Origin of the sequence: Microcoleus sp. K1-B1 (assembly GCF_036704705.1) — a bacterium.
In the GTDB taxonomy this organism is placed as follows: Bacteria; Cyanobacteriota; Cyanobacteriia; order Cyanobacteriales; family Microcoleaceae; genus Microcoleus.
Genome location: NZ_JAUBSH010000033.1, coordinates 1 through 16,197 on the forward strand (window position 1 = coordinate 1; position 16,197 = coordinate 16,197).

General features: G+C 43.8%; 14 protein-coding genes. 8 read left to right on the plus strand and 6 right to left on the minus strand.

The window, feature by feature from the left end:
- Positions 1-442 precede the first annotated feature (442 nt).
- Together QUA83_RS14375 and QUA83_RS14380 are read right to left on the minus strand one after the other, a co-directional pair.
- A complete protein-coding gene (locus QUA83_RS14375) occupies positions 443-1,099 on the minus strand; it encodes a SnoaL-like polyketide cyclase (RefSeq protein WP_333293777.1) in 657 nt (218 codons plus the stop codon).
- A gap of 319 nt (positions 1,100-1,418) precedes the next feature.
- The gene (locus tag QUA83_RS14380; protein ID WP_333293778.1) at positions 1,419-3,008 is read right to left on the minus strand and encodes an Hsp70 family protein; all 1,590 of its coding nucleotides are present in this window, start codon (positions 3,006-3,008) and stop codon (positions 1,419-1,421) included.
- Positions 3,009-3,382: 374 nt separating this feature from the next.
- Here QUA83_RS14380 and QUA83_RS14385 point away from each other — a divergent pair, with 374 nt between their 5' ends.
- A complete protein-coding gene (locus tag QUA83_RS14385) occupies positions 3,383-4,063 on the plus strand; it encodes a CPBP family intramembrane glutamic endopeptidase (protein ID WP_333293779.1) in 681 nt (226 codons plus the stop codon).
- Between the two features lie 138 nt (positions 4,064-4,201).
- Here the strand turns inward: QUA83_RS14385 and QUA83_RS14390 are convergent, their stop codons facing one another.
- Positions 4,202-4,435: a hypothetical protein gene (locus QUA83_RS14390; protein WP_333293780.1), complete on the minus strand. Its 234-nt coding sequence runs from the start codon at positions 4,433-4,435 to the stop codon at positions 4,202-4,204.
- 1,193 nt (positions 4,436-5,628) lie between these two features.
- Between QUA83_RS14390 and QUA83_RS14395 the strand changes: the two genes are divergently transcribed.
- From QUA83_RS14395 to QUA83_RS14415, 5 genes are all read left to right on the plus strand, one after another.
- Entirely contained in the window at positions 5,629-6,771 is a 1,143-nt protein-coding gene (locus tag QUA83_RS14395; RefSeq protein WP_333293781.1) for a glycosyltransferase family 4 protein, read from the plus strand.
- Between the two features lie 439 nt (positions 6,772-7,210).
- Positions 7,211-8,335, plus strand: coding sequence for a glycosyltransferase family 4 protein (locus QUA83_RS14400; protein WP_333293782.1), 1,125 nt, complete (start codon positions 7,211-7,213; stop codon positions 8,333-8,335).
- Between the two features lie 105 nt (positions 8,336-8,440).
- On the plus strand, positions 8,441-9,811 hold the full coding sequence (locus QUA83_RS14405; protein WP_333293783.1) for an O-antigen ligase domain-containing protein: 1,371 nt from the start codon (positions 8,441-8,443) through the stop codon (positions 9,809-9,811).
- Positions 9,812-10,249: 438 nt separating this feature from the next.
- The gene (locus tag QUA83_RS14410; protein ID WP_333293784.1) at positions 10,250-11,044 is read left to right on the plus strand and encodes a WecB/TagA/CpsF family glycosyltransferase; all 795 of its coding nucleotides are present in this window, start codon (positions 10,250-10,252) and stop codon (positions 11,042-11,044) included.
- Between the two features lie 331 nt (positions 11,045-11,375).
- A complete protein-coding gene (locus QUA83_RS14415) occupies positions 11,376-11,819 on the plus strand; it encodes a DUF4079 domain-containing protein (protein ID WP_333293785.1) in 444 nt (147 codons plus the stop codon).
- Between the two features lie 81 nt (positions 11,820-11,900).
- On the opposite strand, the gene QUA83_RS14420 is transcribed toward QUA83_RS14415, so the two are convergent.
- Entirely contained in the window at positions 11,901-12,809 is a 909-nt protein-coding gene (locus QUA83_RS14420; RefSeq protein WP_333293787.1) for an alpha/beta hydrolase, read from the minus strand.
- Between the two features lie 214 nt (positions 12,810-13,023).
- On the opposite strand from QUA83_RS14420, the gene QUA83_RS14425 reads away from it, so the two are divergent.
- Positions 13,024-13,176 carry a hypothetical protein gene (locus QUA83_RS14425; RefSeq protein WP_333293788.1) on the plus strand — a complete coding sequence of 51 codons (153 nt, stop codon included), beginning with the start codon at positions 13,024-13,026 and terminating at the stop codon, positions 13,174-13,176.
- Positions 13,177-13,180: 4 nt separating this feature from the next.
- On the opposite strand, the gene ubiG is transcribed toward QUA83_RS14425, so the two are convergent.
- Positions 13,181-14,026, minus strand: coding sequence for a bifunctional 2-polyprenyl-6-hydroxyphenol methylase/3-demethylubiquinol 3-O-methyltransferase UbiG (ubiG, locus tag QUA83_RS14430; RefSeq protein ID WP_333293790.1), 846 nt, complete (start codon positions 14,024-14,026; stop codon positions 13,181-13,183).
- A gap of 223 nt (positions 14,027-14,249) precedes the next feature.
- Here ubiG and QUA83_RS14435 point away from each other — a divergent pair, with 223 nt between their 5' ends.
- A complete protein-coding gene (locus tag QUA83_RS14435) occupies positions 14,250-14,981 on the plus strand; it encodes a TIGR04283 family arsenosugar biosynthesis glycosyltransferase (RefSeq protein ID WP_333293791.1) in 732 nt (243 codons plus the stop codon).
- Between the two features lie 14 nt (positions 14,982-14,995).
- Here QUA83_RS14435 and QUA83_RS14440 read toward each other — a convergent pair whose 3' ends face one another.
- Positions 14,996-16,048: an acyltransferase gene (locus QUA83_RS14440; protein WP_333293793.1), complete on the minus strand. Its 1,053-nt coding sequence runs from the start codon at positions 16,046-16,048 to the stop codon at positions 14,996-14,998.
- Positions 16,049-16,197 lie beyond the last annotated feature (149 nt).

The following is a 16,197-nucleotide window of genomic DNA, read 5'->3' on the forward strand; positions in this document are numbered from 1 at the left end:
CATTGGTTGATACGCCTTTGTTAAGAAACTCTCTTGACTTATGTGTTTGTTAGCAAACGTTAGCAAAAATGTATCGGCATAGTCGAACGCTATTCAATCTGTTAGAGCCCCGACTTCTTAAAGAAGTCGGGGCTCTGGGTATTATGTTTTTTTAGGTGAGCTTAATTAACTGCTGCTTTCAAGCACAAGCCCAATTGTACCAAACATCAGTAAAGTCTAAGTTGATAAGTTATGATTTAGAAATAAAAAAGATTATATATGCCGTCGTCTCCCCACAGAATATGTACCGCATCATCAACAGAGGAATCTATTTGAAATAAACAGCGAAAGCGATAGTCTCGCTCGCTTTCGCTAATTATAGCGAGCGAGACGCTTGCACCGCACCTCGAACAATTATGTATGATTCCGATTCCACCGGAAACGATATGATTTCTTCCTTTGATTAATGACTTACGGGACAGCCTCCTCTCGTTAAGTTTGTTAAGAAATTATTGGTGTCAAAGAAATGTTCTACAGACTCAATCTTTAAATCCTCTGTGACTTTAGCAATGCTAAGACCAATAACTTCAATAGTTTCTCCTGTCCCTTGATGATCTTTGTAAGCTCCACTAAAAATACCCCAGTGTCTCCACTTAAACACAACGCTAGGAGGCCCTGCAACGACTTCGACTAATTCCCAGTGAAAGCCATCGGGAAAAGCTGTGTGAAACAGGTTGTAGGAGGATTTAAAGGTTTCATCAGAGGCGCGGTAGTAGTCTGAGTTTTCTAGAAAGAGATTATAGGTTCCCTGATCTACAACTTCTTGGGCTGTGTATTCTTTTCCTCCATTAGTGCTCATACGGAATTTATCCGTAACTACAGAGATCCATTGTTGGGGATTGGTTTTGAATGATGCTTCCATTTCAAATGTTCTCACCAGGTTATAGGCGATCGCATTCAAAGACCCTTCGGCATGATTGTGTTTCCTTTCCTTTGCCATGAAAGCATTAGTGCGAGAATAGTCTGGACGATTGCCGTCCCGCCATTCTACTCCATCATCCTGTTTAAGAACTTCTTCTCTATCTTGCACCCAGAGGGGTAAGCCGGGAGTTGTACTCATACCTGTTAATCTCCGAGGATTGGGGTTAATGTAAATCTTGATACTACAATGAAAGACTGACGGTTGTGATTCGAGAGTATTTTAAATAAAAATGTATACCGAAAGTTGTCGCCAAGTCAATCCTACGCAGCCATAAACCTAAATATCTGCATAGGTTGTCGTCTCCAATAGACATCTCCAAAAACTAACTGGTTCCCAGGAAGAGCCTGGGAACCAGTAAACCAGTAATTTCTTAGCCCCCCTCTGCTCGGACGAAAGTCTGACTCAATGCAGCGATTTCAAGAGCAGAATTATCAACCAAATTATCTAAAGTCTATCCTTAACTTAGCTGCACCACGGGTTTATCCTCTAACAAGGTTTCATTTGTTAGCAAATCTTCCACGGTAATTCGCAAAAACCTTTGTTCGTCAACGCGGAACAAAACTTTTATGCGATCGCTCCCCGGATACCCAGGCGGCGTCAATTGAGCGATGCTGCGAGCTCCATCTTTATCATTTAAGGGCTGTACCGATGTTTGACCCGCGAGTTGGCGAGTAATTAGCCTGTCGCCGTCAAAATATATCTCTGTGCCGCCAGTTTCCGCTCCCAATTCGCCGATAATTAATTCTATACTTGGCTGACTTTCTAAAGAAGCCCCCAAGACTAATTCTACCGGTTCGCTCATCGGATAAGACTGGCCGGATTTGATTAAACTGTGCCAACTGTGGCAATTGTCGCGGCGGTTCCAGTAGCGAATTCCGTAACTGTGATAGAGAAAATCTTTGATTTCTATGCCTTGACTCAGTTGCAGAGCACCTTGGGCGATCGCCTCAAAGGGTTTGTCGCAGCGAATTTTTGCCGGCTCGAAATATTGCTGCACCCAACGCTGAACAGCGGGAATTTGGACAGTACCGCCAACTAGCAAAACTGCATCGATATCGCCAATTTCTAAGCCTTGGCGGCGCGCTTGCTGCAATACTTGATTCATGCAGTCGTCGAGTTTCTCAAAAAACTGATGTTCCGCGAGGATAGATTCAAAACGAGCTCGGTCTAATTCTAATTCGTAACTCTCAAAATTTTCGTCATCAAAATAAACCTCAACTGCCTGATTCACCAAAGACAATTGAATCTTTAACCGTTCTGCCAATCTCGTTGTAATCGGAGATTTTGCCAGCCCTTTTGTTTGAACAAAATAGTCAACCAGCCAATTATCAATATCAGAACCGCCTAAATTTTGTCCGGCTTTAGCCAAAACCCGGGCAACTTTTGTTTTTTGCGCTGAAGATTCAGCTAATAGCTTTTCGCCCCACTTAAGAATAAAACCGAGGGGCTTTTTGTTGGAGGAAGCGTCCAAACGCACCAAAGAAAGGTCTAGAGTTCCGCCACCGAAATCAATGACTAACAGATTTTCGCGATCGGCTAAACCGTAACCCAAAGCAGCCGCCGTAGGTTCGTCCAACATCCGCACCTGTTCTACTTGCAGAGATTGAGACACTTTGCCCAACCAATGACGGTAAGCTTCAAAACTATCTACAGGCACAGTAAAAATCAAAGAATCGATCGGCAAGGGCAGTTCGCGAATTGAGTTTACAATTTGGCTCAAATACCACTCACCTACTTGTTCAAAAGTAATAAGTTGCCCGTCAAGTTCCGGCACAAAACCCTGAACAGAAGTGCCAATTCCCCGCTTAAAATTGCGAAAAAACCGAGAATCTCCACTCAAATCCAGGCCTTTGTCGCGGACTTGCTGACCGAGTATGACTTTACTTTGAGCAGCGTCCTCAACGTAGAGTAAACTGGGAATTAGGGGCGGATTTTGAGCCGAGATTGCCGACAATCCCGGTAATTTCAAAGTTTCGGGCTGCTGGAGGGCTTGATTCCAGCGAGCGACGACGGTGTTGCTAGTTCCAAAATCAATTGCGATCGTCATTCAGCCAAAATACACAGCTACTAGGGATTAGATTATATTATGGTATTGAGAGTGGTAAATGCAAATAGATTCTCAAATAGTGCTTGAATAAAGACTTTGTTGCAACCGGAACAGCTTTAGCGGCGGAGTCTTCTATTTTGTGCAACTGCATATTTTTATGTGGCACAAATAAGCACCACTTTTATAAGCTGCACAAAAATTCTACCCTTTTATATTTTATATTAAAAAATTGAGAATGACTGACTGCATAAGGGTTGGGAATTTGGGCATACAGTTGCATTGTTTCTATAAAGTGGTATAACTCGCCCGCCCTCGCCAAGTTTTTACCTTTGATCTTCATCCAATTTTGTAATAAAGCGTGAAAAATGTTGGACATGGGCGATCGCAACTCAGCACTATTGGCTTTAACACTGCTTGTCCCTGCCGCTAGTATCGGTATCATAGCAGCCTTGTATATTGCCCCTGAAAGCTGGGGACAAACACTCTCAGTATTTTGTCAAGTTTGGTTGCTAGTTTTTCCGATCGCGTGGTCTGTTTTTGTCGATCGCGAAAAGCTCAGTTTATCCCTACCGAAGCGCCAAGAATTGCTGGCTGGATCTATTTGGGGAATATTCATGTTTGCGGTAATTCTGGGTATCTATAGCCTTTTTGGCCAGCACTGGATCGATCCTGTAGTTGCTCAAGAAAAATCTCACCAATTAGGTATTAGCAGCCCTAATATTTACTTGATTGTAGAAGCATATTTTGTGCTGGTTAACTCGCTGATTGAAGAATTTACTTGGCGGTGGTTTGTCTGCAAGAAATGCCAGATTCTCATACCGGGAACAAAAGCAATATTTCTGAGTTCGCTATTTTTCACGATCCACCACATTTTTGTAATAGCAGCTTACAGCGACTGGCAGGCTGTGATCTTAGGTTCCTTAGCTGTCTTCACCGCCGGGATAATTTGGTCTCAGTCTTATCTAACTTACCGTTCGCTTTGGCCGAGTTATATCAGCCACGCGATCGCAGATTTAGCCTTGGCAATTATTGGTTGGCAAATCCTCTTTAACTAGCTGCTTTTTTAGCGACTATCGTCGGCAATTATACAGTAAAAATTGACCCTTTTCCCAACTCGCACTCCCGACTAATATCTTCCCCCATCATCCGGGCGGCGTGCCACTGCCGCAGGCGATAATGTACCCTGATAAATTTTAAGCTTCGGCAAGGTATATGTGGCTGTAGCTGCAGTTGATGCCAACTAGCAGCGACAAGTGTTTGCTGGCATTGATGCTGATTGTACTGGGCTCTTGACTGATGCTGTGCAATAATCGAACGTTCATATCTTCCCATCGGAAGATGCTTTCCGTCAAGGAATCTGCTTTTAATTCAAGTTTTGGTTTTGCTTGCGATCGCATAATTTTAGCTGCTTGAAAACTGGCCAACATATCGCTACCAGCATCGGCGGCCGGGCCCCAAGATCACACCGATTGTCATCTGGAATTGCCAACTTAGGAAAAATGATGCTTTCATAACATGAAATTTTTTGTACGCGAAATCGCTTGATACATTCCACGAAGCTGCTGCTACTACTTAGGAGTCAAAGTTTGCACGATATAGGCTGATCCACCTTGAGTATTCCTTTGAGCTTTATAGGGTCATTGGATAATTTGCTACTCAAGTTTTGTTACGGTAATTACTTAGACAGGAATTGGGCAGGAACGCTACATATACTCTGCGCCCCAGTGGCAGTGTCTTTTGGGAACTTTTTCAGGCGATCGCCTTTTATTAACAAATTTAAAACTCATGCTGCTAATTAAATTTATATCGGTGAAACTCTATGTTCTGTAGCACGATTGGGAAACCTATTTTTTCAAACAGTGGACGCCTCAACCAGGTTTTTTTATGAATACACGAAAACTGAGGGCGAGGTATATCGCTTGAAAAACAGGGTTTATGCCCTCATTCGCGCGTCCACAACGGTGATTCGGGCGATCGCGCCCCTGCAGGTATCTGAGAAAACCACCCTCTCTGAATCTTGAAAAAATAGGATCTTGTGTCCAGTAATACCAACAGCACAGTTCCCAAAAAATCCCAGCCACTGATTGGTATTTATCTCTGTTAGTTCAAGGGGGCAATCAAGATTCTCAAGGTAAGAATTCCCCTCTTGAATCCAGTATAAAATTTTGCCAAAGGCGAGGTTAATCTACTGAATATTGTTACTAATGCTACCTTTATCCCCACCTGAAAAGTTGGCTAATATTCGGTTTACCGTACATCCTTGTCTGTTGGAGCGTAAATGATGTTATCTTGAACAGAGGGTGTTGTCGAGCTTGATGTTTGTCGCGAACAAAGCTCCTATTTGATGAGGTATCTATCTTCAGGAGGAACTTTCCCTGACCTGAAAATTATCCCTATAGGAACTGTTTCGCGAACACATCAATCCTTATTATCAATGCAATGACAGTGAAGTTTTGGCAGATAGATATTGGGGTGTTGCGAACAGTCGCTCGGTTGCATTCTATGTAAACACCAGGAAAGCGGTAATTAATATTCACCCGCCCCTCTTTCCTTTTGGGCTCTAACATCAGCGCTGGTAGCAGCGCCGAAAGTGAGTAAAAGTCGTCAGCGGGACTTAAAAATGAAAATCACCTTTGTTCTTCCTACTCTGTCTCTGACTGGTGGAATACGAGTAATATCTATTTTCGCAGAACTTTTGAGAAAGCGAGGACACTCCGTGTTCGTCATCTCTTTACCCCGTCCCCAGCCGAGTATGCGCCAGCAAGTCAAGTCGCTGCTGCGGGGAGGGGGTTGGATTTCCCCACCTGAAAACGAACCCTCATTTTTCGATAACTTAGGTGTAGAACACAAAATTACCGATCGCTACCGCCCCGTAGAAGACAAAGATGTACCTGACGCTGACGTAGTAGTGGCCACCTGGTGGGAAACCGCCGAGTGGGTAGCCAAACTCTCTCCTAGCAAAGGAGCAAAAGCTTATTTTATCCAGCACCACGAAATTTTTGACTATCTACCTCAAGGAAGAGTAGAAGCAACCTGGATGCTGCCCATGCACAAAATTACGATCTCTAAGTGGTTAGTTGACCTAGCTCGGACTAAATATGGCGATCGCGAAGTTTCCTTAGCTCCCCCTACCGTGGACACCAAGCAATTTTACGCCTGTCCTCGCAACAAACAATCGGTTCCTACAGTGGGCCTAATGTACTCTACAATCTACTGGAAAGGAACCGACATCGCCCTCAAAGCTTTTTCCCTAGCTGCAGAAAAGATCCCCAACCTGCGTCTGGTTGCCTTCGGTACAGAGGCCCCATCCTCGGAATTGCCCCTACCGGCCAATGCCGAGTATGTAATTCAACCCGACCAAGACAAAATCAAAGACTATTACAGCAAATGCGATGCTTGGCTGCTGACGAGCCGCTCAGAAGGCTTCGGCTTGCCAATTATCGAAGCGATGGCGTGCCGCACTCCCGTCATCAGTACCCCAGCAGGTGCTGCTCCTGAAATTTTGAGCGGCGGTACTGGCATACTTGTAAGACCAGAAGATCCCCAAGAAATGGCAAAAGCCATAGAGCGTATCTGTCAGTTGCCAAATTCCAAGTGGCAAGCTATGTCTGAAGCCGCCTATGCCAAGGTGAACAATTATACTTGGGAAGATGCAACGGATCATTTTGAAGCGGCATTGAAAGTTGCTGTAGACAAATCTAAAAACCGCGACGTTAACATAGATTCCTTTTCTCCCTACGAAAAAATTGCGGTTGGATGCTAAGTGCCGCGCTGCCATTTGAAATTCGGCGCTACGGGCGTTTTCGGCGCCGGATTGGGAGAAACTGAATATCGTTTTGGGGTGCTTCTGCTACAAATAAAATCGCCTGTGTCCTGTTTTCTACGCAGCAGTCTCGACACGAATTCTGACCGCAGCGACGACGGAATACTGGCTATAAATTGATCTGCCAAAATCTGAACGAGAGTGCAACGGAGGTTTTAAGGCTGGCTCCGTTACAGGTTAAACTTGTCTTGTCCTCAAACATCTCCCCATTTGTAATTGGGAAAAGTCCCTGACGACAAAGTAAGGTCGGCTCGACTATCAAGTGACGATCGCCTCTTGCAGAGATCCGCACCCCGCAGAAAAGCCAAACAGAGGCCGGTAAGTGCGAACTTTCTGTTATGGAGGAGTTTTAACCAGTATCCATCTTCCGTATCTATTCATGAAAATTACTTTTGTCCTTCCTACCCTGAGCCTTACAGGTGGTATGAGGGTGTTATCTATCTACACAGAACTGCTGCAAAAGCGAGGACACAAAATATTTATCGTCTCTATGCCCCTGCCGCAACCGACTTTGCTCCAACAATTGCGATCGCTGCTGAGGGGTAGGGGTTGGCTGTCGGCTCCCAAGACACAAAAGTCTCACTTTGACAAAGTGGATGTCGAAAGTCGAGTTATCGAAACCAACCGTCCAATTACTGACCTTGACGTACCTGATGCCGATATTGTCATGGCTACTTGGTGGGAAACTGCCGAGTGGGTGGCAAAACTCTCTCCCAGCAAAGGAACGAAAGTATATTTTCTCCAACATTATGAGGCTTTTGACTACGTACCAAAAGGTCGAGTAGAGGCAACTTGGCGGCTGCCGATGCACAAAATCGCTGTGGCCCAGTGGCTCGCAGACATAGCTCGGAATGAATACGGCGATTTGTCTGTATCTCTCGTCCCTCCTACGGTGGACACCAAACAGTTTTACGACCCCCAGTCGCGAGCGAAGCAGCCGCGAGGCAAGCAATTAGTTCCTACAGTCGGGATGTACTATACTACAACTCCTTGGAAAGGCTGCGATATTGCCCTGAAAGCTTTCTCTATAGCTGCTAAAAAAATTCCTAACCTTCGTTTAGTTGCATTTAGTTCTGGCCACGGTAGTCCTCCTCCCGATTTGCTGCCTGAAGGTACTGAGTATAATAAAGAACCTACTCAAGACCAACTAAAAGAATTTTACAGCAAATGCGATGCTTGGCTGTTTTCGAGCAGATCCGAAGGCTTCGGCTTGCCAATTTTAGAAGCTATGGCTTGTGGCACTCCAGTCATCGGCACTCCTGCTGGTGCGGCTCCGGAACTACTTGCTGGCGGGGGTGGCATACTTGTCAAGCCAGAAGACCCAGAGGATATGGCAAAAGCGATCGAGCAGATTTGTCAGTTGCCTGATGCCGAATGGCGCGCCATGTCCGAGACTGCTTTGGAAACGGTGATAAATTATACTTGGGAGGATGCAACTAATCTCTTCGAGGCGGCACTATACACTGCTTTGGAACGTCAGGCACAATTAACGAACAAGACGTAAAATTGAGGTTAATTTAAAAGATTGGGGTTGGGCGATCGTTTAAGCGAGATTTTTTATCGGGCAATTTGAGTTGTCTTTCTACAATTTTACTGCCAAAAAATACCTATGGTTGCATTAATCCCACTTGCTATGTTCGGCTTTATTCCAGTCGTTTGTTACCTGTTTGTGAGGTTTCCGGCTCAGCGGGCAGTAATTATAAGTTTTGTGGTAGCGTGGCTGTTTTTGCCGCAAGCTTCTTATCCCATCCCCTCATTGCCACCGTATACCAAAATCTCCGCAGCTTGCTACGGCATTTTGCTGGGGACTCTTATCTACGATACTGCACGCCTCACATCTTTTAAGCCCGGTTGGCTGGACGTGCCAATAGTAATTTACTGTTTGTGTCCAATTGTTTCACAACTTAGTAATGGCGGCAGCCCGATTTCTCCGACTGTCAACCAAATCGTTACTTGGGGTCTGCCTTATTTTTTAGGACGCTTGTATGTGGGTAATTTAGAAGGGCTGCGACAATTGGCGATCGGGATTTTTGCAGGTGGGTTAGCCTACATTCCTTTTACTTTAGTTGAAGGGGTTAAGGGCCCCCTTCTGCACCAAATGATTTACGGCGTCAATGCCTTTGATGACTGGGGTCAAGCCAGGCGTTTGGGGGGGTGGAGACCAGTCGTGTTTATGCAGCACGGTTTGATGGTGGGCCTGTGGATGATGACAGCCGCCTTAATTGCTGTTTGGCTGTGGCAAACTGGGGCGCTCAAAAAGTTTATGGGCCGTAACATCAAGACTTTAGCAATTATATTAACTATCGCTTTTTTCCTGTGCCGTTCTACTGGCGCCTACAGTTTATTTGGAATAGCGTTGCTCATATTATTCTCTGCCAAGTTCTTTCGCACCTCTTTGCCCTTGCTCTTGATAATTGGATATATAGTGTTTTATCTGTACATAGCTGCATCGGGTCAATTTTCGAGCCAAGACGTGATTGGATTCATCAATCAAGTATTTGGCGAAGAACGAGCCGCCTCTTTGAAGTTTAGATTTGACAATGAAGAGATATTGGGGGAAAAGGCGCGGCAAAGATTTCTTTTTGGCTGGGGAGATTCCGGCGGAAACCGCGTGTATAACGAGTACGGTAAAGATATCTCAGTCACCGACAGCTTATGGATTATTGCATTTGGCGTCAACGGTGTAGTCGGTTTGGTTAGTTTATTTTCTTCCTTGTTACTTCCTGTTATCGTCTTTTCCGTGTTCAAATATCCCGCCAGAACCTGGTCTAATCCCAAAGTAGCACCTGCGGCAACCCTGGGAATAGCCTTAACTATGTACGTGTTTGACTGTGTTTTGAATGCTATGACTAACCCGATTTTTGCGCTGATTGCTGGAGGAATATCGGGTCTGGTCTTAAAAGCTCCAGAAAGTCTTAAGGCAAAGAAAACCAGTTCGCCACCAAGAAGACAGTCGCTGGTGCACCAAAAATCAGGATGATTTTCCGGAATGCGATCGCTGCTTCCCTTCAAGCTTGAGACTATCTTGCCTTCCCTGGAGACAAAAACTAAAAAATCTACCACTTTTGGATGAAATCCAGTTCCGAAGTTGCCAGATATTTGTCACTAGGGTAAAATTTTAACCTCATAAACTCTTTTTTACATTCATTTGCAATGCTTCAAGTATTAGCACTGGATGGCTTTTTTCTTGAAACTGTGTTGCGACTTATAAACTTTAAAATGGGCTTTATACACTTTTTCTAAAACGAGCTGATTCTTTACATAATCTTTAAAAAACCTCACTAGACAGGCAGGGTGTAGGAGGATATACTGATAAAAGTATGTTCACTGAAGCACCCAGGTAGTTAAAACACGAAACTGAATTGTGGGTTATAATAGTTTGAGTTGTAGTTTAATATAAAGCGGAAGGGCATCATAAATGAAAACAGTTAATTTATTGAATGTCTCGATAGATAACTTGTCAATCACAGAGTTGTTTGAAAAACTCGACTGCGAAGGTGGTGTCGTATTTACACCCAATGTAGACCACTTGATTAAGTTGCAGTATGACCGCGACTTCTATGAAGCTTACAATACATCTACTTATAGAGTCTGCGACAGTCAAATATTGATGTATGCCTCCAAGTTTTTGGGTACTCCTCTCAAAGAAAAAATTTCTGGTTCTGATTTGTTCCCTGCATTTTATAGGTATCACAAAGATAACGAGAAGATTAAAATATTTTTGCTAGGAGCGGCTGAAGGTATTGCTAGGAAAGCCCAGGAAAAAATTAACCAAAAAATTGGTAGAGAAATAGTAGTTGAAGCACTTTCTCCTTCTTTTGGCTTTGAAAAAAATGAGGAAGAATGTGAAACAATAATTGACGCGATCAATAAATCAGGAGCGACTGTTCTGGCTATAGGAGTGGGAGCGCCCAAGCAAGAGAAGTGGCTGGTTAAATACAGGAGCAAATTAACACACGTCAAAATTTTCTTAGCCGTAGGTGCAACCATTGATTTTGAAGCTGGTTGCAAAGCCAGAGCTCCCAAATGGATGAGTGAAGTCGGTATAGAATGGGCGTACCGACTGTTAAGTGAACCGAGAAGGTTGTGGAAAAGATATTTGATTGAAGGTCTGCCTTTTTTCCGGTTAATCATAGAACAAAAATTAGGGTTTTATAAAATGCCTTTCATGGAGAGCAAAACCAGCCACCTAGAATGGAAAGGTGGTTCCTAAAAAGGTGAGCCACAAATCTCTAGCGTAAATTAAGCTGAGTATCGGAGAAAGTGGGTTTGACTTCAAGGTAAGACTGATCCAATCTGTGGATAGTCCGATCGCACTTGGGAGCATCTCAATGAAAGCAGCCCTCCGCTAGAAATTGGAGTTTTGAGGCTCTCTTGCTGCGAGGCAGAAGGCAGAAGGCAGAAGCAAGGAGCCAGAAGAAGTGTTTTTACAAATATGAGATGCTCCTTCGCACTTTCTGTCAAAATAATTCATTTTTGCTTTCAAGTCCAGGTAAAATCGGAAAGAAACCTTTTGTGGAAAATCCTAATTAGGGATGCAACCGATGAATCTGCCTTCTTTCTTGTGGTTGTGGAAAATAGCGGCTTGGTCAATGGGTGTTTCCCTGTTGGCTTACCTGTTGCTAGCCGTTACTGGAACGTGGATGTTTGCCGCTAGGAGTACCAAGCAACAGCGCCCAAAATGGCTGCGTCCCTTTCATTTAGCCACTGGTGCGGGGATGGCAACTTTGGTAATTTTACTGCTGGGAATTGGTGTAGTCGGTACGCTAGGAGAGTACGGCAATTTGGGTCACTCGGCTCATTTACCGGCGGGGTTAGCTGTTGTGGCTTTGGTGTTGGTTTCTGTTGGAAGCGGGCTGCAAATTGGTCCTCAACATCCTTGGGCGCGTCCCCTCCACATCGGCACTAATTTGGCTTTATTTGGGGGATTTGTGACTGTGTTGCTCACAGGATGGACGATAGTACAAAAGTATTTGCCGAAAGTTTGAAACCTGTCTATTTGACCTCAAACTATACCAAATGTGCCAGGGAAAACATATATGTAAGGTGCGCCGCAGCGCACCCTAGCTTTAATTTTTTTGCGTGAGTCCGCTTTTTGTGATGAATTCTAAAATATGCTGCGCGGTAATCTGTGGCTTTTCTAAGTGGGGAACGTGCCCGCAGTCGGGTATCCAAATTAGTTGAGAATTTGCGATCGCCCTTGCAAACTTTTCCGCATCCGCCGTCCCCAAAATCCGGTCTTGTTGTCCCCACAAAATCAGCGTCTGCTGCTGAATTTGCGATAATTTTTCCCCAAAACCACCGTAACCGCCGCTTTTGGTAAACGCAATTAAAGCTTGATTCCAGTTGGGCATTTCCAAGTGTAAAGCAGCACAAGTTTGAGCGTCGGGAGAAGCCAAATTTTTATCGAAATAAGCATTGACGCTAATTCGCTGGCGAATTTTGGGATTGCGTAAAAATGAAGTTGCTAGATACCCTAAAGGAGGAATTAAAAACTTTCCCTTATTAGAACTGATGGCAAAACCTGCGCTATCTATTAACACTAATTGTTTCACAGCTTCGGGATAATTAAGAGTGAAATCAATTGCGGCAGCACCTCCCATTGATGCACCAACTAAGATTACAGGCTGCGAAATTAGCGTTTTCCAAAAATAGTAAAGGTGACTTTCAATTGCCCTCGCGCTGAATGCCAAACCAGCCGCTCTTTCTGTAAACCCGAAACCCAACAAATCAACCGCCCAAGTTTCATTTTCGGCAGCTAGCAGCGGCAAGAGGCGGCGGAATTCAAACAAGGAACTGTCGAAGCCGTGAATTAGCAAAATTGGTGTGTTGCCGCTGCCTTGGCGCACGTAGGTTGTGGCAATTGGCCCAGAAGATAGGGGAGTTGTAATTGCCTCTCGTTGAATGCTTTGGGCTAAGGCAATTGAGGTAGATTCTGTGAGTTGTGCGATCGATTTTGGCAGAAAACTTGCTGGCATAATTCTTGATAAATTGTGAATCGGTAGGGGCGATGCCACTCTGTCCGCCCTAACATTTAAGTATATATGCTTGCTCGATCGCTATTTGAGGAGTTGGGGCGAGTCATTAAAATTCGATCGATACTCAGTATTCCTCAGCCCAAGCTTAGGTTTATCGTGCGATCGCCAATATAACAATTCTCAATTGCCCGCAATACAGTAAGGATACGACGCCGTGTCTACGGAATATGTGTATTGCACTCAACAGGATAAGGTGTACCGCTGCGTGCGTACCCTCAAAAATGCCATAGAGGCGGGTTTTAGCCGGATTTGTCGATCGCAAAAATCCGCCTCCAACTCGCCCCTAATGACAACAGTTAACAATTAACTGACTAATTCTTCGCCCCAACGCCAACATACATAATCGACTGATCCTCATTAATTTTGATTTTAAACAACCCAGACTTTTTGTAATCCATATAGTTAGCTAAATTAGATGTTAGAGTTTGAGATACTTGTTTGAAAATACCCGCCGAAGGAAACACCTGCTTTCCGCGGGTAAAATCTTCCCAAAACCCGTGCATTGCGGCTAACATAGCGCCAATTTCGCCAAACATATCAAAACCTTTAATTTCAATCTTGCCAAAACCAATATCCTGCATTACCACAGATAGTTCCTCCGGGGTAATAAATTTTTCCCAATCGTGAACGCCCCGCCTAATCTCCTGCAAAATATTTTCCATCAGCCCAATCATCACAATTTGCGAGGAAAAAGTTCGGTTGATTGTATCAAAAAAGAACAGTCCCCCAGGCTTGAGAATCCTGTGAACCTCTGACACAACCTTTTTGTAATCGGCCACGTGTTCCAAAACATCCACGCAGATGACAACATCAAAGGTATTGTCGTCGTAGGGCATATTTTCGGCAAAACCTTGCCTGTAGTCAATCTCATAACCGCTGGTAACTGCGTGATTTTGAGCTGCTACAATACATTTCTCCGATCGATCTATTCCAGAAACAATAGCACCTCTCTCGGCCATAAACTCGCAAGAAAAGCCGCCACCGCACCCGACATCTAAGGTTTTCAGCCCTTGCCAATTAGTCGCGTGTCTGTCGAAAAACTCAAATCTGGGTTTGTTTAGATGGTATAAGGCATAAATTTTAGCATTTTCGTCCCACCAATTATCGGCATTTTCATCATAAAATTCTAAATCATTTTTTACTTCTGTTTTCTGCACGATTTTCTCAGTCCTGATTAGTGGAAAATATAGATGGCGATTGCACTTTTACCTGATTTTATAGGACGCCAATCAACCTAATTTTTGTGAAAAATCTGAGGTTTCGTGACAAGTTCGCAGGCACACACCGGGTTTATGAATCGGCGCGTAAGTTCTATTTTATCGTTAGTTGTGAATCGCCACAGTTTTTTATTATAATAGCTCTGGCATAAATTTCAACCAGATGGATCGCGTTTCTATTATCATCCCAGCCCTCAACGAAGCGACTTGTCTGGAACGCACCCTCCGCCAACTCAGCATCCTTAATCCTCCCGCTTGGGAAGTGTTGGTGGTAGACGGCGGCAGTCAAGACGAAACAGTGGCGATCGCACTTTCCGCCGCCACCCGCGTTATTTCTAGCAGTACAGCCGGACGATCCCTGCAAATGAACTTAGGTGCTCAAGTCGCCACCGGCGAAATTCTGTGCTTTCTGCACGCCGATACTTTAGTTCCCGACGACATTGTAGCAGTCATCCAGAAAACATTGTCCGATGCCGAAATTTCCGGCGGCGGGTTTATCTCCCTGATGGCTAGTTCGCAGCAAACAAGATGGGGTTTTTCCCTCCACAATTACCTGAAAACTTATTACGCGCCGCTGTTATTTCGACCTCATTTATTTTTCCAAGGATTGCGCCTGCTGTTTGGCGACCAAGTTATTTTTTGTCGCCGTACCGATTTTTGGGAATACGAAGGTTTCGATGCTGCGCTGCCAATTATGGAGGAAGCGGATTTGTGTTTGAAGTTAGTGCGACGGGGGAGACTTAAGTTAGTCAATCGGGTAGTGGAAAGTAGCGATCGTCGAGTTGCGAAGTGGGGCGAATTTAAAGCTATTGCGATCTATCTTTCGATTGGTTTTTTGTGGGGTATTGGCGTTTCCCCCAGGTATCTCAAGCAGTTTTATGAAGACATCCGCTGAAACACAAAATTTGATTAAATTCCTAAAATGTACTGCTTGTAATTTTTGGGCAAAAATTTTTCCAACAAGTAAATAATCGCCCAACAACCTAACAAAGTCCCCGTCACTAAAAAGCCGAGCTTCAGCAGCGGATTTACCGGGTCAATAAACTTATAAAACACTAACAAGACATATTTCACTACTGTCGAATCCAGGAGATATATAGGGAATGAATAAGCAGCCAATATTTTGACTAACCCCGATACTCTACTGGGAAGTGCGATACTCTTAGAAAATGCCAGGATCGATAATACGAACAAAATTGCGTATCCTTGAGCAGATAGTTTGAAAAACGATCGCAGAAACCATCCCTCTGAATCAACTCCACTTATCAGGTAATATTCCCAAATGCTAGCTAGATAAAGAAGCATTGTTGACCCTAAAATTGGTATTTTTTTTCGTTCTAGAACGGGTTGAATTCTGTCGTAAGATGCACCCAAAAATAGACCAGTTGAAAATGGCAAAATCCAACTAAAAATCCACCGCTCCATCAAAGGTAGAGGTATTGATATGTATTGAAAAGCGGTTAAGTAGAAGAAAATTGTAAAAATTGTTTGAATTGTTAAGCCCAAAGCCAAAAGTTTTCTGGGTTCTAAAAATCTTAATTTCACGAGAAGCCACCACCAGCCGTAGCATTGAACAATCACAACGATGAAGTAATAGGGAGGCATCACTGAACCCGTCAAGATATCTGTGAGTAATGAAAGTAAATCAAATTTTTGGATTTCTCCCAAATTATTTAAGATGTACAAAGCTACTGACCAAAACAGATAAGGGGGTATAATTTTGGACAGTCTTTTTTTGACTACCAATGCGGGATTATTTTGATTTTCTAGTTTGTTGGTGAGAAAAAAACCGCTCAACAGTAAAAATGCAGGTACGCAATATAGTTGAAATGTATCGATCGCCACAAATAAAATTCTGCGATCGCGAAATGCAAAGAACCCAGCATGAGTAATCACAACACTGACGATCGCTAAAGCTCGGATAAAATCAAATTCAGCGAACCGATTAGAAACTTTTTGCATGGTAAAAATTATATTGTAAAAATTTGAATTTAATTAGGAATTTTTTGTCTGATTAGTTTTTACCAAACTCTAGCATAAAATTTTATATTTGCTCCTATCTTCACAAAACTTATGTCGGCAAAAATAAGTCACCGAGTGCTGGAACTGAG

Bases quoted from the DNA above. Each gene is read 5' to 3' on its own strand.
- QUA83_RS14405 (WP_333293783.1), top strand. From the start codon at position 8,441: ATGGTTGCATTAATCCCACTTGCTATGTTCGGCTTTATTCCAGTCGTT.
- QUA83_RS14435 (WP_333293791.1), top strand. From the start codon at position 14,250: ATGGATCGCGTTTCTATTATCATCCCAGCCCTCAACGAAGCGACTTGT.
- QUA83_RS14395 (WP_333293781.1), top strand. From the start codon at position 5,629: ATGAAAATCACCTTTGTTCTTCCTACTCTGTCTCTGACTGGTGGAATA.
- QUA83_RS14385 (WP_333293779.1), top strand. From the start codon at position 3,383: ATGGGCGATCGCAACTCAGCACTATTGGCTTTAACACTGCTTGTCCCT.
- QUA83_RS14440 (WP_333293793.1), bottom strand. From the start codon at position 16,048: ATGCAAAAAGTTTCTAATCGGTTCGCTGAATTTGATTTTATCCGAGCT.
- QUA83_RS14400 (WP_333293782.1), top strand. From the start codon at position 7,211: ATGAAAATTACTTTTGTCCTTCCTACCCTGAGCCTTACAGGTGGTATG.
- QUA83_RS14375 (WP_333293777.1), bottom strand. From the start codon at position 1,099: ATGAGTACAACTCCCGGCTTACCCCTCTGGGTGCAAGATAGAGAAGAA.
- QUA83_RS14380 (WP_333293778.1), bottom strand. From the start codon at position 3,008: ATGACGATCGCAATTGATTTTGGAACTAGCAACACCGTCGTCGCTCGC.
- QUA83_RS14420 (WP_333293787.1), bottom strand. From the start codon at position 12,809: ATGCCAGCAAGTTTTCTGCCAAAATCGATCGCACAACTCACAGAATCT.
- QUA83_RS14415 (WP_333293785.1), top strand. From the start codon at position 11,376: ATGAATCTGCCTTCTTTCTTGTGGTTGTGGAAAATAGCGGCTTGGTCA.
- QUA83_RS14390 (WP_333293780.1), bottom strand. From the start codon at position 4,435: ATGTTGGCCAGTTTTCAAGCAGCTAAAATTATGCGATCGCAAGCAAAA.
- QUA83_RS14410 (WP_333293784.1), top strand. From the start codon at position 10,250: ATGAAAACAGTTAATTTATTGAATGTCTCGATAGATAACTTGTCAATC.